This is a genomic window from Runella sp. SP2, from assembly GCF_003711225.1.
In the GTDB taxonomy this organism is placed as follows: Bacteria; Bacteroidota; Bacteroidia; order Cytophagales; family Spirosomataceae; genus Runella.
Genome location: NZ_CP031030.1, coordinates 3,726,266 through 3,749,926, shown reverse-complemented (window position 1 = coordinate 3,749,926; position 23,661 = coordinate 3,726,266). Strand labels below are relative to the sequence as shown.

Below are 23,661 nucleotides of genomic sequence, written 5' to 3'. Positions count from 1 at the left end.
TATCTCCATGGGAAGTTATATGACTTCTTTCAATGCTTCTTCGTTGGTCTCAATCAACTGCTGAACGTGCTGGTCTTCAAGTGCGTATGAGAAAAATAGGCTTTCAAACTGCGAAGGAGCAAGGTAAATGCCGCGCTTCAACATGGCCTGAAAATACCGCCCAAACAAGGCCAAATCAGCCGTTTTAGCGGAGTTAAAATCGGTCACGGGCTGGTCGGTCATAAACAACGTAAACATCGACCCGATTTGGTTGATGGTGTAGTTGAGCCCCAGCTTTTGGAGTGAGGCGTTAAACCCGTTTTTGATGGTGCTACCCACTTCTTCAAGGCGGGTATATACTTCGGGATGGCTGTCGAGGTAACGCAACATGGCCAACCCTGCCGACATCGCAATGGGGTTTCCAGAGAGCGTACCTGCTTGATACACAGGCCCTGCGGGCGATACGCAGTCCATGATTTCACGCTTTCCACCGTAAGCCCCTACGGGCATTCCACCCCCGATGATTTTACCCATCGTCGTCATGTCGGGCACAATGCCAAAACGCTCTTGCGCACCACCTTTGGCCAAGCGGAAACCCGTCATTACTTCGTCAAAAATGAGGACGATGCCTTCTTTGGTACACAAGTCGCGGATGGCTTGGAGGTAGCCTTCGTTGGGCAATACACAGCCCATGTTCCCAACCACGGGTTCTAAAATCAAGGCCGCTACTTGGCCTTTGTTGGCTTCGACAAGGGTGGTTAGGGCGGCGAGGTCGTTGAAAGGTGCCGTGAGGGTGTCGTTGGCGACGCCTTTGGTGACGCCTGGGCTATCAGGAACGCCCATGGTAACGGCACCACTGCCTGCAGCAATCAAAAAACTGTCGCCGTGGCCGTGGTAGCAGCCTTCAAACTTGATGATTTTATCACGGCCTGTATATCCCCGCGCTACCCGAATGGCCGACATGGTGGCTTCGGTGCCCGAGTTGACCATCCGTACTTTTTCGACCGAAGGTACCATGCTGATAATCAACTCCGCCATTTCGACTTCTTTGCGGGTAGGGGCGCCAAAGGAAAACGAGTTTTGAATGGCATCCGACACGGCTTTTTCGATGAGCTCATGGGCGTGGCCCAAAATCATGGGCCCCCAAGAGTTGATACATTCGAGGTATTGGTTACCGTCTTCGTCGTAGAGGTACGGGCCTTTGGCCGATTTAATAAAAAGAGGGGAGCCGCCTACGGCACGAAAGGCACGTACGGGCGAGTTGACTCCGCCTGGGATGTATTGTTTGGCTTTTTCGAAAAGTGCTTGACTTTGACTGATTTGCATTGCTGTTTTGGCAAAATTAATTGAATTAATAAACGTTACTGCGCATTGACCCGCACCCACCTTGCATCGTCGATTTGGATAATAGGTACAACTTGGTTATCGTTGGAATGTTGGTAATTAAAACCCGACAATAAATAATCATCGTCGTAGGAACGAACGTCTAGCCCGTTCCGTAATTGATTTTGGTACTTGTGGAGCATTCGCCCAAAAAACAACACGAGGTCGTATCCCTGCAAGGCATAAATCGAAGGAACGGTGTTACGTTTTGAAAAATACAAATTTTGAAAATCACGAACTTGAGATTTGGCAATGTCAATAAACTCGGTATCAATGATGTAAACAGGGTGGTTGTTGAAGGCATTTGCTCCAATTCCGCCTACGTTAAAGGCCGTAGAGTTGGCAAGTAACGGAACATTGATATGACGTTTGTCCATCAAAGCCAAGATTTTGTTTCCATCGTTTTCATTACTACTAAAAACGGCAATATGACCTGGTTTGTTTACGCTCGAAATGGTCGCGGTGGTATCTAGTTTTTCGCGGGTACGACGAAAATCCGCTACCTGATAGCCCGAAGCAGTGGCTTTGGCGCGGTAGGCGGCGGCCAAGGTGGAGTCGCGGCGGGAGCTGCCGTAATAGATGGCTACTTTTTTGGAGGTAGCAGCGGGCAACGACCGCATATAATCAAAACTCTGAGACGCTTGACGTTCAAAAGAAGGGTGTAGTAAAAGTGTACTGGAAAAAGTAGCACTCAGGTCGGTGACGAGCGAAGTGGGGTGAACGTAAAAAATACCATTGCTTTGGGCAAAATCAGCGGCCAATTTGGCGGGCTCGCTATAAACGGGGCCAACGATGAGGTCGGTTTGGGCAAAATTGGTGTTGTTGACCACGTTGAGCATGTCTTCGGGGTCGCTGCCTATGTCGTAAGTAAACATATTTACCAGAATCCCTTCTTGCTGGAGCTTGGCTTTGGCGAGTTTCATGCCTTCGTACATGTCGTAAGCAAACTGATTGCTCCGAACGCGCTGGTTGGGTGAAAACTCCTTTACTTTAAATGGTAAAATGACCGCAATGTTGTAATATCCCTTTGACTGACTGTTGGTGTTTTTTTTCATCGGCGTCACGTCGTTGGCGGGCTTGGAGGGAGCAATCCCAAAACGGTTCGTAAGGTCGTCCGAAAGTTCCAAATCGGCTTTGTCGTTGGAAGTACGTTGAATAACGTCAATCAACCGAAGGGCTACAATCTTATCGGAAGGATGTTGTTGATTGAGTTTTTTTAGCAACGCTAAATCTTGAACGGGATTGATATACACGCGTTTGAGCGGCTCTACGTCCTTTTTGACCGAAACGTTGGTAATTTCGGCTAAATATTCAAGCGCTTTGTTGTATTGCTTATCACGAAACGATAAGTCGGCGAGTAGGTACGATACTTCGTCCATTTTTTTCCATTCAGGAAAGCGTTCCCTGAGTTGGAGCAACATTTGTTGGCTTTCGAGGGGGCGGTTGTTTTTGAGGGCCGCCAAACTGTAATAGTACTGCGCAAAAGGCACCAACCCGTGCTGGTATTTGCGAGCTGTTAGGGGAAGCAAGTCAGCCATGGCGAGGTTGTATTCGCCTGTTTTATAGAGTGCTACGGCACGTTTATAGTCGCGTTCGTAGTTGGCGTCTTGGGCCAAACTTTGGTACGAGAGCGTTACCCCTGCCCAGAGGGTAAGACACCATAGTAAGGTATTTATTTTCCTCATTACGAGTTGATTAGGGTTTGTACGTTGTGTATGGTAGAATTTGGTTGGGTGTAAAAATACGGAAGAACCTCTAAAACAAAAAAGCCAACTCGCTATATGCGAATGGCTTTTCTCACACTTAACCTATGATGAAAAGCCCCAGTTTGTCACTGGGACTCTAAACGTAACGTGAATATACGGCAAATTATTTTATCTGCCCAAAAATTTTTAAAAAAAATTATTATTTGGTCTTATTTCAGTCCCAATTCTTCCCCGATAGAGGCTACTTTTTGTTTCAATGAAGCGTAAACTGCATCAAACTCTTCGTTGCTGTTGAGCGGTGCTACTACGCCTACATAAAACTTGATTTTAGGCTCCGTACCCGACGGGCGACAGGTAAACTTCGTGCCGTCGGCGGTAAAGAATTGAAGCACGTTAGATGACTCAATTCCCATGCTTCCCGAAGGAATGTCAACGGTCGTGCCGTTTTCGGTGCGCTTCAAGAATTTATAATCGTCGATGCGAATCACGGGCGAACCTGCCAACGACTGCGGAGGGTTGGCGCGGAAGTCGGCCATCATTTGCTGGATTTCTTCGGCCCCAGCTTTTCCTTTTTTGGTTAGCGAAATGAGTCCCTCGTAGTAGAAGCCAAATTGTTTATAGACTTCCATTAGCATATCAAATAAGCTCAAGCCTTTGTCTTTGGCGTAGGCCGTCAACTCAGCGATCATTCCGCAACTGGCAATGGCATCTTTGTCGCGCACAGCGTCGCCGATGAGGTAGCCGTAGCTTTCTTCACCACCGCCGATAAACTGTTGCTGTCCTTCTAACTCTCTGATTACTTGGGCAATGTACTTGAAGCCTGTGAGCGTATTGTAGCAATAAACGTCGTAACCCGCCGCCATTTTGTCGATGAGGTCGGTGGTTACGATGGTCTTACAAACAAACTCTTTTCCGCTCAATTTACCCGCTTCTTTCCACGCTTGGAGGAGGTAATAAATGAGTAACGTAGCGGTTTGGTTACCGTTAAGTAATTGAATCTCACCGTGGTGGTTTTTAACGGCAATCCCTACGCGGTCGGCGTCGGGGTCGGTACCTAATACAAGATCCGCATCAATTTCCTTGGCTTTATTGACCGCCATCGACATTGCTTCCGATTCTTCAGGGTTGGGATAAACTACCGTCGGGAATTGGCCGTTTCCGCTGGCTTCGGCTTGCTCGGCGATAACAGTCACGTTTTCAAAGCCCATTTTTTGAAGCAACGGCGGTACCAACGTCACGCCCGTTCCGTGGATGGGTGTAAAGACAATTTTAAGGTCTTTTTGGCGCGCAATAGCGTCTTTAGAAATAGAAAGTGACACAATTTGGTCGAGGTATTTTTCGTCCACCTCTTTGCCGATGAGGTGAATTTTCGAGGTATCGCCTTCAAACTTAATGTCGTCAATCGACTGAATGGCGTTTACTTCCGCAATCACGTTGCGGTCGTGTGGTGCTACCACTTGCGAGCCATCGTCCCAGTACGCTTTGTAGCCATTGTATTCTTTAGGATTGTGGGAAGCCGTCACGACCACGCCACTTTTACATCCCAAAAGACGAATCGCAAAGCTCAGTTCTGGCGTGGGGCGCAGGGCTTCAAAAAGATAGACATCAATGCCATTGGCCGAAAAAATATTGGCCGTTACCCGTGCAAACTCGTCTGATTTGATACGGCTGTCGTGGGCAATCGCCACGCTAATTTTTTCACCCGCAAAATTTTTGTTGAGGTAATTGGCCAATCCTTGCGTAGCTGCCCCTATGGTGTATTGGTTCATCCGATTGGAACCCACGCCAATCAGACCGCGCAAACCTCCTGTTCCGAATTCTAGGTCTTTGTAAAACGAATCGGTAAGTTCGGTAATGTTTTCTTGATCAACAAGTTGTTGGATAGTTGCTTTTGTTTCGGCATCGTAATTTCCGCTAAGCCATTGGTCTATTTTGGATTGTACAGCAGCTTCGAGCATGGTAGGTTTATGTTTTTGGAGGTTTGAGAAATAATCTGTGTATAAAATCTGACTGTTGACGGACAAATTTACTAACTCAGCCGAATCTTGCAAGTGAATCGAAAAGTTATGTCAAATTATTGAGGGAGAAGGCGCGGTGAGTTGTCATTCAGAAAGGGCAGGGCTCATTAAACGTATATTAAATTGTTAGAACAGTGTGAGTCATTTTTTTGGGTTTTTTGTTATTTTGACAATACTATTTTCCACTTCATAACCAGCGTTATATCATGAAATTGCAGCCAATTGAAAAACGTTCGGGCCTTACCCCCGAAGAATTTAGAGAACAGTACCTATTGCCAGGCAAACCCGTTGTTTTTAAAGACTTGGCGGCTCAGTGGCCCGCCACTCAAAAGTGGACGTTTGAGTATTTGAAAAAAAACTACGGACAAATGAACGTACCGCTCTTTGGAAACGATTTTCACGATGCGGGAAAAGGCTACATGGCACCCAAAATCCACATGCCTTTTGGTGAGTATTTGGATTTGATTCAAGCTGGGCCGACGGAGTTACGGATGTTTTTGTTTAACATTTTTCAACATGCCCCCGACTTGGTCAAAGACGTACAAATTCCGACCATCACCAACGGGTTTGTGAAAGAGTATCCGTTTATGTTTTTTGGTGGACAAGATGCCGTCGTCAATCTGCACTATGACATTGATTGCTCTTCGGTGTTTTTGACACAGTTTCAGACCCGCAAACGCGTGGTGCTTTTTGCTCCCGACCAAAGTCCGTATTTGTATCAGCATCCGTTTACGGTACAAAGCCACGTCAATGTTTTAAAACCCGATTACGAACGTTATCCCGCATTCCGAAAAGCACAAGGCTGGGACACGACCCTCGAACACGGCGAAACCATTTTTATTCCCTCTACTTTTTGGCATTTCATTCATTATGTGGACGGAGGATTTTCGATTGCGTTGCGTTCCAACGATACAATGTTTACGCGCCTCCGTGGTTTGTGGAACATTACCCGCCATTTTGTGATTGACAAAGGCATGAACAAAGTGTTGGGGCCGACTTGGAAACACTGGAAAGAAGAAAAAGCAAACGAGCGGGCGTTGGCGCTTATATAAACAAAAAACAACCTTCCCGAAAGTTTTTAACTTTCGGGAAGGTTTCGTAGTCTGTTAACCGTGCAAACACTGAATACTATTCTATTTACAAAACGCCAATTTGCACCTCGGTGACATTGTTAGCTACGTTTTCAAAGTCCATTATTACATAGAGTTCGCGATTGGCGCCACTCAGTTGCAAGCCTTGCGAATGGATGAAACTCATGGCCTTTCCATACACCTGAGGAAGCTCTTCCCAAGGGCCTGCATGTACAAGCGATATGCACTTGAAAGGTAGGATGGTTTGAAAAGCAAAGCGATCAGAAGTCACTTCTTTCCCTTGAACGGGTAACACAATGTCGAGGGTAAAAACTGTGTCAGGCTTGCCGTCCACACCTACGTAATTCCAGTGGATAGGTCCCGTTGGAAGTAAATTTAGCGCCGCTGCTTCGCGGTATAAATCTTGCGCAACGTGTCCAACGTGAGCGCCTAGCTGTGGAAGTGTCGTTTGGGTTATAAAAACGAGGGCGGTGAACGGTTTGGTATATTTGTTATTCATGGCTGTTGAAAAAAATAGGGTAATAGCTGCTAAGTTACTTTTGCGGATAGTCGTAATTTACCATCCATTTTACGCCAAACTTGTCGGTAAAAGCGCCGAAATACGCACTTCAAAACAACCTTCCCGAAAGTTTTGAACTTTCGGGAAGGTACTCAAAGTTACTTTTGCGGATAGTCGTAATTTACCATCCATTTTACGCCAAATTTGTCGGTAAACGCCCCAAAGTAGGCATTCCAGAAAGTGTCTTGAAGGGGCATTTCGATTTCTCCACCTGCCGACAAACCGTTGAAGAGACGTTCCGCTTCTTCTTTGTTGTCAGTTCCGATAGAAAGCGAAATATGGTTTCCCACGTTGACGGTATGCCCAGCGCTTTCGAGGGAGTCGGTACCCATGAGTACGTAACCTGGCGCTATTTCGTAGGCTACGTGCATGATTTTATCTTGCTCGTCGGCCGACATGTTTTCGCCGCCAGGGATGTCTCTAAAGCGTTGAAGACCAGCGAACTCTCCGCCAAAAACGGATTTGTAAAAAAGGAAAACTTCTTCGGTGTTTCCCAAAAAGCTGAAGTAAGGATTGATTGTTGTCATGGCTTGTTGTAGGTTAAATAATGTGTTGTTTTATTTGACTCTACAAAGGTAAATAGCCGTAGTGACAACGGTATGTCAGTAGGGTTGCAGATAGTGTTCGGCTATTTCTGAAACGATGTCGCGCATGGTATCTTTGAGCTTTTGAGGGCCTTCGACGTTGATGTGTTTGCCGTACGAAAGCAGCCACCGACCGATGCCTTCGTAGTACTGCGTCATAAACGTCATACGGACGTATTTGCCCTGGGTTTCTTCGGAAATGAATCCCCAACTGTACTTTTGTTCTTGCATAAAAACGGCCGCGCCACGGTGTACCCAAACGACAGTTTCTTCCAAATCTTCCTGCACCCGAAGGCGACCAAGGTAGGCTTGAAGGGTCAACAGGTTTTGTTTTTGGAAAAACTTCTCCGTGTTGACTAATTGCTGAATGCGGTCGGTACGAAAATCGCGGTAGTCGCCCCGAAGGCGGCAATAGCCAATCAAGTGCCAATGTGAGTTGTAGTAAACGAGTCCGATGGGTTCAATTTCGCGTTGCGTAGCCTGTGGCTGATAATTGGAGACGTAATCAATCAACAAAACGTGTTGGCGAACAATGGCCTGCTGAATTTGGTGGAGCAAATGCTCCGAAAATGGCTGCTGACGGCGACGGTTCAGTACTGCTACGCGGCTATCGAGGTCTTCGAGGTGTTCTTTTTCCGACCGTTTCAAAACCGATTTAATTTTGTAAAGTGCCGATTCAAAACTTTCATTGAGCGAAGCGTCGCCCATTTTACTTACCAACTTTGCTCCAAAAAGCAACGCACTCGCTTCTTCGTTGGAAAACATAACGGGAGGTAAATGGTAGTCTTCCAAAAAATACCCAATGCCCGCTTCGGCACCAATCGGAACGCCTGCTTCCTCGAGCGCGCGTATGTCGCGATACACAGTACGAAGACTAATGGCAAAACGATCAGCGATTTCTTGGGCTTTCACTACGCGCTTAGATTGTAATTGAATCAAGATGGCTGTAAGGCGGTCGATGCGGTTCATTGTTTTAAAAAAATGCGCTATACTTGTACGGAGAGATACCTTCCCGAAAGTTCTGAAACTTTCGGGAAGGTATTTGAAAGTTTATTTAGGGCTAAAAATACGAAAAAAAGCGATGAAATTACGCCATTTGTTACCCATTTTTCTACTGATTTTGTTGGGCTGTAATCGCCCTGCCGAAAACGTTGACGAAGCCCAAGCCCGACTAACGGGGGTGTCTAAATGGCAAATTCAAGAAATCCTCATGGACGAAGCGCCTGTCTTTAAAGAAGGTAAGCATATTCCGCACATCAGCGGGGTTCAGTTTGACGAATATATGGATTGGGTACGTTTTTTGCCCAATGGTACGTTTGAAGGACATTTTAAGGGAGCTACCGAAAACAAGCATTTTCAGTGGGAAAAATACCAAAAACAAAATGTCATTGCTTTGCGTGATACCGTGGCTAAAACGGGAGGCTGGAACATTTATCCGCGCAACGTGTATGAAGATGCGTTTGAGATGGAGACCCGCAGCACGCTCTATGACCCACCCCGTATGACGAAATTGACGTTGAAATTTGTAAAGAAATCGTAGTGCGTGCGCTCTGTGCTGGAGGTTGCACGCCGTGCAGGAGGTTGCTCACAACCTCCCGATTTCGCCGATTTCGTTCGGATATAAGTATCCGAACGCACGTTGTGCAGGAGGTTGCTCACAACCTCCCGATTTCGTCGATTTTGTTCGGATATGAGTATCCGAACGCACATTGTGCAGGTGGTTGCTCACAACCTCCCGATTTCGCCGATTTTGTTCGGATATGAGTATCCGAACGCACGTTGTGCAGGAGGTTGCTCACAACCTCCCGATTTAGTCGATTTTGTTCGGATATGAGTATCCGAACGCACGTTGTGCAGGAGGTTGCTCACAACCTCCCGATTTCGCAGATTTCGTTCGGATATAAGTATCCGAACGCACATTGTGCAGGAGGTTGCTCACAACCTCCCGATTTCGTCGATTTCGTTCGGATATGAGTATCCGAACGCACGTCATTTAGTATCCGAACGCACCACTCATTTCTTATCTTAGGTTAATGAATTGTACCAGAGCGAGTCGATAATTTTGTGCCCAACATTCAAAAAATAAAGTGTATGGGATTTACAAAAAATCGAGAGCGCTCAATGGCGCTGTTGGCAGGTAGTTCTTTAATCTTGATGGCCTTATTGGCGGGCATAGGTTATGGTTATGCGTTTGAAACTTTGTACGTGGAAGGAGATACGTGGGCGACTTTTCAACAATTTAAGCAAGCCCCTTCGCTTGTCTATTGGGTGGTAGCCACGTTTGTCGGGGTTTTACTCTTGGATGTGCTGGTAGGTTGGGCGCTTTACAGCTTCTTTTACCGTACCCACTCACACTTGTCGATGCTGGCGGCGGTGCTTCGCTGGGTCTATGCGCTTATGCTCGGTGCGGCGCTACTGCCGTTGCTCCCTTTGTTAGATGCTACCAAAATGCAAAACGCAGCAGAGGTCATGGCGCATTTAGAAGATTTCTTGCGGGCTTGGTCGTTGGGGCTAATTTTGTTTGGCGTTCACTTGTTGGTGTTGGGGTATTTGATTTTAAAGTCGCCTAAAATCCCAAAATGGCTGGGCCTTCTGGTCGTTTTTGCGGGAGTTTGTTATGTAGGTATTCATACAGCCCAACAGGTCATCGCAAATTTTGAAGTTTATCGGGGGCAAATCGAAGCGATTTTAAGCGCTCCAATGGCCTTGGGCGAACTTTCATTGGCCGTTTGGCTCATGGTGAGAGGCGGGAAGGAGTAGGAGAGGGTAGCTTATTGTGGTAAAAGAGAGGAGATAAGTAGATTATTGTGCTAAAAAATCTATTTTTGTATTTTCACCTTTAATCACATCACCATTGACTTTCGACGATTTTGACTTTGAATATGAGCTTTTGGATGGTCTAAATGCCATGGGTTTTGACGAACCTACCCCCATCCAAGCCCAAGCAATTCCCGTTATTCTTGACAATAAAGACCTCATTGCCTGCGCTCAAACGGGAACGGGTAAGACAGCGGCTTATTTGCTGCCAATTCTGAATAAAATTATCATTGCCCCCGACGAAATTCGGCACCTCAATACCCTTGTTTTAGCGCCAACCCGCGAGTTAGCCATCCAAATTGACCAACAAATCGAAGGCTTGGGCTATTTTACGGGCGTAAGCTCCATTGCCATTTATGGCGGTGGTGATGGCGCGGCATGGAGCCAACAACGCCGCGCTTTGGCCGACGGTGGCAATGTAATCATTGCTACGCCAGGGCGTTTGATTGCGCTTTTACAAATGGGCGAAATCAACTTTAAACACCTGCAACACTTGATTTTGGACGAAGCCGACCGTATGCTAGACATGGGTTTCTATGATGACATCATCAAGATTATCAGCTATTTGCCCTCACAACGCCAAACGCTTTTGTTTTCGGCAACCATGCCGCCAAAAATAAGAACGCTGGCCAAGACGATTTTGCGGAATCCAGAGCAAATCAGCATTGCCGTTGCCAAACCTGCCGAGGGAATTTTGCAACAAATCTATTTGGCCTATGACGCCCAAAAAATACCGTTGCTAAAACATATTTTGAAGGAGGGCAGCTACGAAAGCATCATCATTTTTGCTTCCACGAAGGAAAACGTAAAAAAACTTAACGAAGAGCTCCGAAAAGCCAAAGTAAAGGCCAAAGCGTTTCACTCCGATCTTGAGCAAAAAGAACGAGAAGAGATTTTGCGAGAGTTTAAAAGCAGGGCTTTGCCTATTCTAATTGGAACGGATATTTTGTCACGTGGGATTGACGTAGAAGGGATTGATTTGGTGGTAAACTTTGACGCTCCCCACGACCCCGAAGATTACATTCACCGAATCGGACGCACCGCCCGCGCGGCCACGACGGGCACGGCCGTGACGTTTATCAACGAAAAAGACCAAAGAAAACTCGGGGCCATTGAGCGGCTTATTGGCAAAGAACTGCCAAAGGTAGTGCTGCCAGCGAGCCTTGGCGACGGGCCAGAGTATAAGCCTGCGGCGTCCAACAAAAAGCCTAAAAATAACAAACGCCCATTCCGAAGAGGCGGCCCTCCCAAAGGCTCAAAAGGCCCAAAGCCTGCACCGCAAGGGTAGGAGCGTATGTCGTTATTTTGGAAAACGGAGAGAAAAGCTTGTTCCTTCGTCGGGGTGGCTAGTGACATCAATGCTGCCCCCATTGGCTTCTACCAATTCTTTCACCAACACAAGACCCAGTCCTGTCCCTTTTTCAGCGGCAGTACCTTGGCGTGAGTTTTGTTCTCCCAATTGAAAAAGCTGCGCGAGTTGCTGCGGCGACATCCCAATGCCCGTATCCTTGACCTGAATGTAATGAAAGGCGTTGTCTTCGTGGTGAAGTAAGTCGATAGTACCCGCCGAGCGCGTAAATTTTATGGCATTTTGCAAGAGATTTCGGAAGATAATGGCAACGTGATTTTTATCGGCGTTGACAAACACCGATTCCTTTATTTGGAGCCGAAGGGTAATGTTTTTTGCATCGGCAGCAGGTTGTAGGAGCGTTAGTTGTTCTTGAATGGCTTCATTTAGCGACAAGCGTTTGGGATTTGGTTTCATTCCCCCAAGCTGCGAAATCGACCAATGCAGTACGTTATCGAGCATGGTTCTTACCTGCCTGATTTCTTGCCCCAAATTTTGGGTAGTTTCAACAAATTCATCTTGAGTCAGCGCACCCCAATTGGTGAGCATGACGTTGTTTTCGAGGGCTCCTACGGGCGAGCGCAGGTCGTGCGAGAGAATGGCGAAGAGCTTGTCTTTGGTGGCGTTGAGCTGGGTTAATTCTTGTTTTGTTTTTTGTTCTCTTCGATAAAATAAGAAAACAATACCTCCTAAAATCAGAATAAAGGCTGCAATGGCAAAACTTAAATTTTTATAAAACCGCTCTTTTTCTACCTCTTTTTGTTTCATAAGTAGGTTACGTTCACCTTCGCTTCGAATGACCTTCCTACCTGATTCTAAAGTGAGCATATTTTTAAGCACCTTTACATAAGCAGTCGAGTATTCTTTGTAGAGTTCTAAACTTTTCTGGTAGTCTCCCAAGCGTTCGTAAGAAGCCGAAAGCATTTCGTAACAATGTACCTTGGAAGCCTCAAGCTGACTATCCATATCTGTTTTTGTAAACAATTGATTGGCAAAGAAAATGGCTAATTTATATTGCTCAACTTCATAACAAACAGTGGCAATATCGTCTGATTGATTTGTTTCCGAAAGAGTTTTAAATTGCCTTAATAGCTCCACAATCCTATTCTTATAAATAGCGGCTTCTTGTTGTTTGTTAGGCATTCGCTTTAATACAGCGTAGTAATATCCGTAGGCCAATGCCTTAAACTCAGCTGGAGCTGAACGCTCATCCACGTAACGGACGGCCTGCCTACCCACTTCGAGGGCCTCATTGATTCGATTATCCTCCAAATACATCGCATAAGCCCAACGGTAGGGCCTAAGATATAAAACCTGCGATTTTTGATTGAATTCTATTGCTTTTGAAAAGTACTTATACATTTCATTCCTAAGGTTTTGATGCTCGTTGATGGCTGCTAATTCAAAACCTATTTTAGCACAGGAGGCATAATCTTTCTCTTCTTCGGCATAAGTTAAAGCTTGGGAATATAGTTGGAAGGCTTTGGGCTCATCAAACGTGATATACATCTCAAAATAAGCAATCTCTATTAAAAGTGATATAGTGCTTTTCTTATCGCCGATGCTTTCGGCAAGTATGAGGGCTTTTTTATAGAGATTTAGGATAGGGGCAGGTTTTTCAAAATAGGTATCAACTCGTTTAGGAGCTTCGAGCATTACCTGAATTTTTTTGACATTGCTTTGGGCGGTATCGAAGAGTTTAGCCAAACTATCTATTTTGCTTACGGTAGCTTTTTGTTGTGCCTGGGCAGATGAAAGCGCACACAAAATGATCCCAAGTAGGACGAAAATTCGGGACATGGTGAGTTGTTATAATTTCTTGATTAATCTATAAAAATTCACTTGCGGGGAAGGTCGGTTAGTTAGCAAATTTTACTTTTTAAGATTGCTGAAACGTGATGAAAAATGTAGTCCCTTTACCTAGCTCACTTTCGATTTCTATGGTTCCCTTATTGGCCTCTACTAATTCTTTCACCAAGACCAATCCTAGCCCCGTCCCCTTTTCTTGGGAAGTACCTTGCTGAGAAGATTTTTCGTTAATGGTAAACAACTTACGCACTCTTTCTTGGGAGATTCCCATCCCAGTGTCTTTGATTTCGAGCTGGAATTGCTTTCCTTTTTCGGTACTTTTTATGCTGATTTCTCCTTGAGCAGGGGTAAATTTGATGGCATTTTGCAGCAAATTTCTGATGATGATGGCCAAATGGTTTGAATCAATCACCAACTGCGCTTGAGGCGCAATGAGACTGGTTATTTTTATCCTTTTGGCTTCGGCACTGGCGTATAATAGTTTGGTTTCAGCCTCAATGATGGGCAAGACATAAGTTGTTTTTGGGTTTGGTTTCATGCCCCCAAGTTGCGAAATAGACCAATGCAGTACGTTGTCGAGCATGGTTCTTACTTGTCTAATTTCTTGTCCCAAACTTTGGGTAGCTTCAACAAATTCCTCTTGGGTCAGTGCTCCCCAATGGGTGAGCATGACGTTGTTTTCGAGGACGCCCACGGGCGAGCGCAGGTCGTGCGAGAGGATGGCGAAGAGTTTGTCTTTGGTGGCGTTGAGTTGGGTTAACTCCCTTTTTTGTCTTTGTTCACGTTTATAAAAAGCTAATACAACTCCTCCCAAAAGAAGTACAAAAGCCGCAATGGCAAAACTCAAATTTCGATAAAATCGCTCTTTTTCTACCTCGTTTTGCTTCATCAGCAGGTTACGTTCGCCTTCGGCTCGAATTACTTTTCTGCCTGACTCTAAACTTACCGTAGATTTTAAAAAATTTACATATAGCTCCGAATATTTTTTGTAATTCTCTAAACTTTTTTGGTACTGCCCGAGCCGCTCGTACGAATCAGCAATTATCTTATAACAAAGCATTTTATTGAGCACAATGTGCTTATTAACGCTTGATCGGCTAAAAATACGGCTTGCAAATTCAATAGCTAATTCATATTGCTCCACCTCATAACAAACCGTAGCTATATCCTCTAAATGATCATATGCACTCTCCTCTTTTACATTCTTTAGGAATGCCACGGTTCGCTTCCGGCACGTCTTGGCTTCTTCTTTTTTGCTAGGTATTTTCTTCAAGACTTCATACAAATATCCATAAGCCAATGCTTTCTGTTCTACTGAGGCTGAGCGCTCATTGACATGCTTTATACACTGATTGCTGATTTTTAGGGCATCATCTATTCGGTTGTCTTCTAAGTACATGTATTTCAGCCACTTATAAGCGTTCAAAAAAGCAATTGGCGATTTTTCGGTATATTCGACAGACTTCAACAAATATTTATACATTTCAGCCTTGAAGTTTTGATGTTCGCTAATGGTCGCCATTTCTTTGCATATTTGGGCGCAGAGGGCGAAGTCATTTGTTTCTTCAGCATATTTTAAAGCTTGCGAATATAGGCTGAATGCTTGTGGCTCATCCAAAACAGTGTACATCTTAAGATGGGCTATCTCTATCAAAAAAGAGATGATGCTTTTTTTGTCATCCCTACTTTTTGCTATTTTAAGTGCTTTTTGGTAGAGGTCTATAATAGGGTCAGGTTTTTCAAAATACGCATCAATTCGTTTGGGCGCGTTGAGCATTACCTGAATTTTTGAGGCATTCGTTTTGGCAGAATAAAAATGCTTGGCTAAACTATCTATTTTGCTTGCGGCAGCTTTTTGTTGTGCTTGGGTGGATGAAAGCGCACACAAAATGACCCCAAGAAAGACTAAAATTCGGGACATGGTGAGTTGTTTATAATTTCTCAATTAATTCATTTTTTGCTTTTTAGGATTGCTGAAAAGTGATGGAAAATGTAGTCCCTTCACCTAGCTCACTTTCGATTTCAATGGTTCCCTTATTGGCCTCTACTAATTCTTTCACCAAGACCAATCCTAGTCCCGTCCCCTTTTCTTGGGAAGTACCTTGCTGAGAAGAGTTTTCGTCAATTGTAAACAACTTACGCACTCGTTCTTGGGAGATTCCCATCCCAGTGTCTTTGATTTCGAGCTGGAATTGCTTTCCTTTTTCGGCGCTTTTTATGCTGATTTCTCCTTGAGCAGGGGTAAATTTGATGGCATTTTGCAGCAAATTTCTGATGATGATGGCCAAATGGTTTGAATCAATCACCAACTGCGCTTGGGGCGAAATGAGACTGGTTATTTTTATCCTTTTGGCTTCGGCACTGGCGTATAATAGTTTGGTTTCAGCCTCAATGATGGGCAAGACATAAGTTGTTTTTGGGTTTGGTTTCATGCCCCCAAGTTGCGAAATAGACCAATGCAGTACGTTGTCGAGCATGGTTCTTACTTGCCTAATTTCTTGTCCCAAACTTTGGGTAGCTTCAACAAATTCCTCTTGGGTCAGTGCACCCCAGTTGGTGAGCATGACGTTGTTTTCGAGGACGCCCACGGGCGAGCGCAGGTCGTGCGAGAGGATGGCGAAGAGTTTGTCTTTGGTGGCGTTGAGCTGTTGAAATTCAGCTTTTCGAGCCTGCTCACGGCGATAAATATAATAAATGGCAATACTCAGCATAATCACTAATACAGCTACAGCAATCGACAAATATGTGTATAGTTGTTGCCTTTCTACCTCATTTTGTTTAAGGGCAATTTCATAGTCGGCTTGGGCTTTAATGATCTTTTTGCCTGCGTCGTCTTTTAAACGGCTTTCAATATGTTGGGTATCTAAAATGTGAAATTGTCTTGAATATTTAAGTGCAAGTTGATAATTTTTTTGTTCTTCATACACCTCCGATAAAAAACTATTTGCAAGGCATTTAGAAGCGAGATCCCCGTTTTTGTCACCCCAATTAAGTATTTGTTGTGCATAGTTTATAGCTAAATCAGAACGATTGTACTTATGGCAAACAGAAGCAATAATTAACAGAACATCGGGTGTAATAGCCGACATGGGTACGCTGTCTATCGTTGCCAGGGTTTTGTTACGGTAATAAGCGAACTCTTGTTTTCGGTTAGGGAAGTGCCTTAACGCATTAACCAACGCATCATAAGCAATCACCAGTTGGGTTAGGGGGGCCTTGGTTCGTTCCATCAAAGCCACCATTCTTTTGTTGATGGAGAGTTGTTCTTCCCACCTTTTATCATTTTCTAAGGTTACAGAAAGCGCATTAAACGGGCCAACAACGGGGTCGGGAGCTTTTTCAATATAGTCGGCCGACTTAAAGAAAGCTTTATACATTTCGTCTCGGTTTCCTTGATGATCATGTATAATTCCCATGGCGTAATAGACTGTCCCAATAAATAGATTATTTTTTGCGGCGGTTGCTTCTACCAATGCTTTTTGAAGCCATTTGTAGGCTAGTTCCTCGTTTAATTTACCATACATATATGTCAACGCCGTGTAGTGTATCGCTCTGAATCGAGCAACTTTGTCATTTTTCCGTTTCGCCAGCATGTATCCCTCTTGGTAAAGCGTCAGCAGTCCATCAGAATTACTCATGTATTTCATGGGTCTATCCGCAAATAGAATACGCAACTTTGCCGTATCGGAAGTTGCTTTTGAAAAGGCCGTTTTCAGGCTGTCAAAACTTGATTTATTTTGGGCTTTAAGCGCAATCTGGAGGGTAAATTCAAAACACAGGAGTAGGTAAATACACTTCATTGATAGGGTATTTAGAGAATAAAAGCAAAAAATAGGTGGTGCTTGGTGATTACTTAGCCATTTCGGTTAATGAGGTTGCCCCCAATGTGTTGGCGATTGATTTTGGCGCGATACTGATCTCCAATCGGAATTTTCTCGCCGTTGCTCAAAATGACATCGTCTTTGGTAATGGTAGCAATGGCCAACCGATGCACCAAGTACGACCGATGTACCCTCAAAAAGACATCTCCTTTGAGTTGCTCTTCCATTTTTGAAATCGAAAGCATTGGAGTATAGGTGTGGTTGGGGGTGACAATGTGCAAAAAGTGCTCTTGTGCTTTCATATAGAGCACATTGTGGTAGAGAACTTGCTCGTAATTATGCCCATCTTTTACGAAAAAATAGGGGCTCAGTGATATGTCTTCGGGTTGGCTGAGGAGGCGTTTACGTACCTTTTCGATGCTTTGCAGGAAGCGCTCGAAGTTGAGGGGTTTGAGCAGAAAATCAACGGGTGAAACTTCGTAACAGTCTAAGGCATATTCTTGGTGAGACGTCACAAAAATAATCAAAGGGCCGTTGGGCAGGCTTTTGGCTAAGCCTATTCCCGAAATATCGGGCATTTCAATGTCACAAATGAGTAAGTCAACCTCATTTTCAGTGAGTTTGGCGTACGCTTCAAAAGCAGATTCACAAACGGCTACCAACTTCAAAACGGGGTTCATTTCCACAAACTTACTTAAAGTCAGGCGCCAATTGGGATTGTCGTCAATGATGAGGGTATTGATTTTCACGAGCTAGGGTTGATTCCAATGGTTGGATTTATGATTTAATGTACCAAAAAGGCAGGTTCAAGTAGTAAAAAGCACTGTTCATGAATTATGCCATTTTGGGCTATTTTGTCCCACCGAGCCACTCTACTTTTGGTACATCCATAAGTGTGCTTGGTCTCTTACAAAACTACATATCTTCTGCGAAAAATCATCACTCTAAGTTTCATTTACCGATCATGAGCTCAATTATCCATTCACTGAATCATTTATCCCAAAAACATTTGAAGTCGTTTTTGTGGGTTGCGTTTTGGTTTATTATCGGGCTTTCGAGCTGCCTTAGCACTGCTGAGGCGCAGACCAATTGCCCCGTTACTACTACTGAAGTTATTGTTCCTGTCAATGATTTTACGGGGTTTGGCTACCCCGCCTACAAATTTTATCATAAAGACGGCACAAACAACAATGTTTTTTATAAGGACGAAACCATTTACAGCTATGGCATTCAGAAAAATGCAAACCAAAATAGTGTCTGTATTACTCCAAATGTAGCGGCGTTTCGTACACCAATTATGCCTGCCTCTTTCACGCAAATCTGTACAGCCGCCAACTCACCCGTTTTCTGGATAAGTGGAGGAGATGAATGTAGTGCGCCAACGATTAGAACATGCCAAAAAGTTGGCCCACAACAATATTTATATTCACAGGTTCAGCATTTTCAGGCCACTGCGACGGGAGATTTCACCGTTGCCTTTAACAACAGTGACGGCACAACGGTAAGTCTTACGATTTTAGAACGGTATGCTGTTTATACCGACTGTGGCAATTTGGCAGGTAATTACGTTGAAAAGGGGACGCTAAATGGCAAGAAAAAATTTGTTGATTCCGACAACAATGAACTTTACTACGATGCCCCCAATGCCCAGTGGGTGGTGAGTGGTTCGATGGGTATTGCTTACAAGGCAGCCTCCACTGCCGATGCGCCCCCCACGTGCGACTGGACAGTAGTAAATAGTGGCTGCGTTGGCGGCAATATCAAAGTGGCTTATGGGGAATACATTCAACCTGCTAATACTTTTGCTGCCTCCGTTTTGGTCAATACCGGTTGCCTCTCCCACTTTAATGGTACTTATTACTTATCTGGTATTGTTGATGAGCGGCCTGTTTATAAAAGGTCTGATGGGGAAGAATTAAAGTTCGATAAGTCAAGTTTAAGATGGAAAATCGGTGGGGGAGTAAACGGTCAGTTATCTAACGTAACAACGACTAAAACTGTGCCTACTTCATGCTGGCAGGCTAGTACTGGAGGTTCGTGTGATTTAAGTACAATTAATTTTACGCTCAGTACCAACTTGCAAGTTGCCAATCCTATTGTTATGTGTGTAAAGTCTGGTTGTGGCACTACTGCGGGCACATACACCCAAACCGGTATATCGAACGAACGCCCCGATTTGAAAGACGATGACCAAAACCGCCTTTATTATTGGGGGGCAGGAGACCCCAATCACCCCGAAGGCTGGTACATCCGAAATTCAATGAATGTATCGCTGTTTTATAACAGTTCAACGAACACCGCTCCACCCACTACGGGCTGGGTGCCGTTTACCACAGATGGCGCTAACTGCCATTCATCTATTACCGTTTCCAGCGGCGAATGCCCACCTTGCCCTACTCCAACTACTACGATTTCCTATGCGGGGTCTCCTTTTTGTTCAACCGTTACGGAAGGCACTGTGACCCTCACAGGCGCCAGCGGCGGAAGCTACAGCTCTACAACGGGACTTACGATTGATGCTCAAACGGGAAAAATAGACCCAAGCAAAAGTACCGCCGGCAGCTACACCGTTACTTACACCGTTGACAATGACGGTTGTTTGGAGGTGATCACTACCAACGTCGTCATTGCTCCTATCGTCATGCCCACAGCTTCTATTTCGGTCAGTCCAACGGGTACAGTACTGCCGGGCACAAGCCTCACCTTTACGGCTACCATCGGCAACCAAGGCGGTGAACCTCACTATCAGTGGAAGAAAAACGGAACGAATATCCCCCAAGCGTGGAGTTCGACCTATACGTCGGCCAACTTTGAAAATGGCGATAAAATCACCTTTGAAGTTACCAACAATGACTTTTGCGGAGCGACCAAGACGAGCAACGAAATTGTAGTTTCGATTGAAGACCCCTGTGCTAAAACGCCCACCAACATTGTGATTTCGGGTTTGTCTTGCGGTGATTACAATGGTACTTACGTTCCTGCGGGCAAAGAAAACGGTGCTCCCAAGTGGATTTTGCAAGATCGTAACCTCATTCGTTGGACAGGTAGCTTGTGGGAATTGTACGATTCCGAAGGATGGCCGGTTGCTACCAATAGCACAGGTTCTGTTTCTAACTTGCCTTGTACAGGCTGGGTAACGGATGCCAATGTAGGTTGTAGTGGCACACCTATCCTGAGCGGAGGATGCGGCCCACTTCGAAATCTGGCTACACCTTCGGTGAACATTGGGGCCAATCCAAGCGGCAGTATCACGGCTGGTACAAGTGTGACTTTTACCGCTACGCCTGCCAATGGCGGCACCACACCAAGTTATCAATGGAAGAAAAACGGAAACGACGTAGGCACAAATAGTGCTACTTATACCGATGCGGCTTTGGTCAATGGAGATAAGATTACCTGTGTGATGACCAGCGGTGAGACTTGCACTGCGTCGGCAACTGCTACCAGCAATGAGATAGAAATGAGTGTGACCATTGCCAATCCCATAAAAATATGCGTCAGCGATGCCTGTGGGGTACTGAATGGTACTTATGTACAAACAGGAATGACCAACGGTAAACCAAAGTTGGTGTTAGACCTGGGAGGGGGAGATGCCATGGTGTTGGAATATTCAAAGGGTATTCCAGCAACGGGTACGCTACAATGGAATATAAACAGAACTACCAATAACCTTGAAGCTCATCCGTACATCTACTCAAATCCATCGACTTCCAATACGCCCCCTTTAACTGGGTGGGTATCAAATAATAAATTTTGCGCCGTTCCGAACTTCACTGCGGGAGAATGCGCCCCACCTTGCGTCCCCCCCACTTCCTACAATGTAACAGGCGGTGGCCCTTATTGTTCGGGCAGTGGCGGTTCGGTGGTAGGTTTGGCGAGTTCGCAAGCGGGCGTGAACTATCAGCTCAAGAAAGGTGGTAGCAATATTGGCAGTGTGGTAGCAGGCACTGGTAGTGCTATCTCGTTTGGAAATCAGACAGAAGCGGGAACTTATACCGTAGAAGCAACGAACACGACGGGGAATTGTGTCGCGACGATGAGTGGTAATGTAGTCGTGAGCGTAGTAGCGCAGCCTGTGGCCTATAATGTCACAGGTGGAGGTAGTTTCTGCCAAGGCGGTTCAGGGGTAGTTGTAGGCTTGAGCGGTTCGGAAACTGGGGTAAGTTACCAACTGAAGAAAGGCGGTGTCAATGTAGGCAGTGTAGTAGCAGGGACAGGGTCAGCGATTTCATTTGGCGTTCAGTCTGGAGGTACCTACACGGTAGAAGCTACGAAAACAGGCGGTGCCGCCCCAGCGCGGATTGGTGTGGGTGCAGCAGCGCAGCCCAGTACGGTGACGTGTACGCAAGCCATGACAGGTAGCGCCGAAGTGAAAGTGCAGACGAAACCTACAATCGTACTGAATACGTTACAACAGACGTTGAACGAAGGCAATACACAAGTTTTCTGCGACACAGATGCGAATCCTGTTAACGGTTTGCAGTTTACAGTTTCGGGTTTATGTGTAGTGGGAAATCCAGTTTGGCGAGTACAAGTGGGAGGTGGTTCATGGAGCGACTGGTCGGCGACAGCCCCAGTTTCTCAATCCTCCAATAACCAACCGCACCGCTACCAAGCGGCCTGTGATGCGAGTTGTCCCGTGACTTATACGTCACCGATTGAATTGACGATTAATTACCGTGCTTCGGTTCCTCAGAATGTATCGATGTTGGTGGACGGGGTGACAGTGGCAGCGGGTGAGACCAAAGAAGTGTGCAGCCTGACCAACAGTCCGATGGCTTTTACGGCCAATTGTGGTGCAGGAGAATTGCTTCTTTACTCGGTCGATGGTGGGGAATACAGCGCAGGTGTTCCCTTGGGATTGGTGGACAGTCAGTTTCATAACTACCGCGTACGCTGCCGTAAATCGGACGGTACGTCATCGTGTGTGGAGAGTGAATCGGGAGTGATGCGGTTAAAATTGGTAGGTATTCCAGCTGCGCCTACTGTATCATTATCGCCAACAACAAGTTGTAACCCCGCTTCAATTTTTAGTGGGCAATCATCGTGCGGGAGTTTACGGACGGTTTGGTATAATGCCACCACGAACGTCGCATTATCGAGTCTTCCCTCGACGGTTCCAAGTGAAACGAGTTCGTACTATGCTCGTTGCCAGACGGAAAACGGCTGTGTGAGTGAAAAGAGTAATGTAGTGACGTTTACGGTAACACCTGTTAATGTAGCGCCGATAGTGACAGTATCGCAAGATGTGGTGTGTACAGGAACAACGGTGACGGTGTCGGCCAACTGCCCAGTAGGAAGTACAACAAGCTGGAACACAGGGGTAAGCACACCAAGTTTTGAGGTGGCATTTAGCAACGTAACGAAGCAGAGTTACTGGGCGAAGTGCGTCTTTGAGGGCGGTTGCCAGAGTGCGGAGAGTAATCGTAAAGAGGTTTATTGGCAGGCATTTGTGGTGAGTTTGATTAATATTGGGGAGAGTAAATCGGGGATAAAGAGCAACGACCGCGCGGCGTGGAGTAGTCAGTTTATCACGGCTGATGGCGGCCCTGAGTTAGATCAAAGCACGCAGCAGTCTCCGACGTTGTACTACGTTGAGAATGTGAATAAAATGGCACCACGTTATTGGACGATTCATGCGGATGCGTGTGCCTTAGGTACGAATGGTTCGTTGACGTTTGACATGTTGGCTACGCCCGAGATGGGAGTGATTCGCTCCTTCAACACGCACGAGAACAATGCGCCGTACTTTATGTATGCCAATCGCGAGGGTTGGACGGAGTTATATGCGCAAAACCATCCTGCGTATGGATTTTATGAGGACAACGGTTCAGGCGGCAACGTTTATGACGCTGGTTTACCAAAAGGCTTGTACAAATTGAGTATTCGCTATTGGGACATGAAGGGTTGGGGGAGTATTTATCCTTCAACGCGGAAGCCTCAGGGCAACGTGTTGGCGTACCAAGAATATTGGTTCAGAATCCAGTCGAAAGATGGGGTAGGCGTGGGTGCAGCGAGAGAAATGGCAAATGGGCAAGAGGCAAAAGGCAAAGTGCAAGGGTCGGATAACGGAAAACAGCTAACCGATAACGGTGTCTTTGCCACTGTCCTCCCCAATCCCGTCACCAACATTCTTCGTTTGAAAGTTCAAGATAGCAAGGGGCAAATGGTGCAGACTTCGTTGACTGATGCAGTGGGTCGTGAGGTGTTGAGCCGCCATTTTAGACCTGAGACGAACACGCACCAAGAGGAGTTTGGGGTGAGTGAGTTGCCAACGGGAATATATTTCTTGCGGGTGAAATCAGAAGCTTTCCAAAGTACTTTAAAAGTTGTGAAGCTTTAATGGGTGAACAGTAGAAGATGTTAGAAACAGTGATGAAGGGTCGCTGATAAGTTTCAGCGGCCCTTATTTTGAGAATTAAAGTTTAGTAATAATTGGGCATTTAATGAATTTAATGATAAGTTTTGTGTAAAAAAAGTTGCTATTCAAGGATTATTTATTTTTTTCTTTATTTTGAAATATACAAAACACAATTTTGATAAAAA

16 protein-coding genes are annotated in these 23,661 nt (G+C 45.5%); 6 read left to right on the top strand and 10 right to left on the bottom strand.

Features of this window, described 5'->3' with window-relative positions; genetic code table 11:
* Positions 1 to 15: 15 nt before the first annotated feature.
* From hemL to DTQ70_RS14895, 3 genes are all read right to left on the bottom strand, one after another.
* Positions 16 to 1,305: a glutamate-1-semialdehyde 2,1-aminomutase gene (gene hemL, locus DTQ70_RS14905; protein WP_122931542.1), complete on the bottom strand. Its 1,290-nt coding sequence runs from the start codon at positions 1,303 to 1,305 to the stop codon at positions 16 to 18.
* Positions 1,306 to 1,340: 35 nt separating this feature from the next.
* Positions 1,341 to 3,047, bottom strand: coding sequence for an ABC transporter substrate-binding protein (locus tag DTQ70_RS14900; RefSeq protein ID WP_122931541.1), 1,707 nt, complete (start codon positions 3,045 to 3,047; stop codon positions 1,341 to 1,343).
* A gap of 230 nt (positions 3,048 to 3,277) precedes the next feature.
* Positions 3,278 to 5,026: a phospho-sugar mutase gene (locus DTQ70_RS14895; RefSeq protein WP_122934419.1), complete on the bottom strand. Its 1,749-nt coding sequence runs from the start codon at positions 5,024 to 5,026 to the stop codon at positions 3,278 to 3,280.
* Between the two features lie 266 nt (positions 5,027 to 5,292).
* Here DTQ70_RS14895 and DTQ70_RS14890 point away from each other — a divergent pair, with 266 nt between their 5' ends.
* Positions 5,293 to 6,138 (top strand): cupin-like domain-containing protein, encoded by an 846-nt coding sequence (locus DTQ70_RS14890; RefSeq protein ID WP_122931540.1) that lies wholly within the window; start codon positions 5,293 to 5,295, stop codon positions 6,136 to 6,138.
* A gap of 85 nt (positions 6,139 to 6,223) precedes the next feature.
* On the opposite strand, the gene DTQ70_RS14885 is transcribed toward DTQ70_RS14890, so the two are convergent.
* From DTQ70_RS14885 to DTQ70_RS14875, 3 genes are all read right to left on the bottom strand, one after another.
* Positions 6,224 to 6,676, bottom strand: coding sequence for a GyrI-like domain-containing protein (locus DTQ70_RS14885; RefSeq protein ID WP_122931539.1), 453 nt, complete (start codon positions 6,674 to 6,676; stop codon positions 6,224 to 6,226).
* A gap of 158 nt (positions 6,677 to 6,834) precedes the next feature.
* Positions 6,835 to 7,263, bottom strand: coding sequence for a VOC family protein (locus DTQ70_RS14880; RefSeq protein ID WP_122931538.1), 429 nt, complete (start codon positions 7,261 to 7,263; stop codon positions 6,835 to 6,837).
* Positions 7,264 to 7,338: 75 nt separating this feature from the next.
* A complete protein-coding gene (locus DTQ70_RS14875; RefSeq protein WP_122931537.1) occupies positions 7,339 to 8,289 on the bottom strand; it encodes a YafY family protein in 951 nt (316 codons plus the stop codon).
* A 112-nt stretch (positions 8,290 to 8,401) separates the two neighbouring features.
* On the opposite strand from DTQ70_RS14875, the gene DTQ70_RS14870 reads away from it, so the two are divergent.
* From DTQ70_RS14870 to DTQ70_RS14860, 4 genes are all read left to right on the top strand, one after another.
* Positions 8,402 to 8,860 (top strand): hypothetical protein, encoded by a 459-nt coding sequence (locus tag DTQ70_RS14870; RefSeq protein WP_122931536.1) that lies wholly within the window; start codon positions 8,402 to 8,404, stop codon positions 8,858 to 8,860.
* Between the two features lie 150 nt (positions 8,861 to 9,010).
* Positions 9,011 to 9,154, top strand: a complete 144-nt coding sequence (locus DTQ70_RS30725; protein ID WP_164490044.1) for a hypothetical protein — start codon at positions 9,011 to 9,013, stop codon at positions 9,152 to 9,154.
* A 257-nt stretch (positions 9,155 to 9,411) separates the two neighbouring features.
* Positions 9,412 to 10,080 carry a DUF4386 domain-containing protein gene (locus DTQ70_RS14865; RefSeq protein ID WP_122931535.1) on the top strand — a complete coding sequence of 223 codons (669 nt, stop codon included), beginning with the start codon at positions 9,412 to 9,414 and terminating at the stop codon, positions 10,078 to 10,080.
* A 94-nt stretch (positions 10,081 to 10,174) separates the two neighbouring features.
* Complete coding sequence (locus DTQ70_RS14860) at positions 10,175 to 11,425, top strand: DEAD/DEAH box helicase (protein WP_206019522.1); 1,251 nt, start codon at positions 10,175 to 10,177, stop codon at positions 11,423 to 11,425.
* 12 nt (positions 11,426 to 11,437) lie between these two features.
* Here DTQ70_RS14860 and DTQ70_RS14855 read toward each other — a convergent pair whose 3' ends face one another.
* The 4 genes from DTQ70_RS14855 to DTQ70_RS14840 all read right to left on the bottom strand — a co-directional run bounded on the left by DTQ70_RS14855 (position 11,438) and on the right by DTQ70_RS14840 (position 17,864).
* Entirely contained in the window at positions 11,438 to 13,285 is a 1,848-nt protein-coding gene (locus DTQ70_RS14855) for a sensor histidine kinase KdpD (protein ID WP_122931534.1), read from the bottom strand.
* A gap of 79 nt (positions 13,286 to 13,364) precedes the next feature.
* Positions 13,365 to 15,215: a tetratricopeptide repeat-containing sensor histidine kinase gene (locus tag DTQ70_RS14850; protein ID WP_164490043.1), complete on the bottom strand. Its 1,851-nt coding sequence runs from the start codon at positions 15,213 to 15,215 to the stop codon at positions 13,365 to 13,367.
* A gap of 43 nt (positions 15,216 to 15,258) precedes the next feature.
* Complete coding sequence (locus DTQ70_RS14845; RefSeq protein ID WP_122931532.1) at positions 15,259 to 17,094, bottom strand: sensor histidine kinase KdpD; 1,836 nt, start codon at positions 17,092 to 17,094, stop codon at positions 15,259 to 15,261.
* 53 nt (positions 17,095 to 17,147) lie between these two features.
* Positions 17,148 to 17,864: a LytTR family DNA-binding domain-containing protein gene (locus DTQ70_RS14840; protein ID WP_122931531.1), complete on the bottom strand. Its 717-nt coding sequence runs from the start codon at positions 17,862 to 17,864 to the stop codon at positions 17,148 to 17,150.
* 215 nt (positions 17,865 to 18,079) lie between these two features.
* Between DTQ70_RS14840 and DTQ70_RS14835 the strand changes: the two genes are divergently transcribed.
* The gene (locus tag DTQ70_RS14835) at positions 18,080 to 23,458 is read left to right on the top strand and encodes a T9SS type A sorting domain-containing protein (protein WP_164490042.1); all 5,379 of its coding nucleotides are present in this window, start codon (positions 18,080 to 18,082) and stop codon (positions 23,456 to 23,458) included.
* Positions 23,459 to 23,661 lie beyond the last annotated feature (203 nt).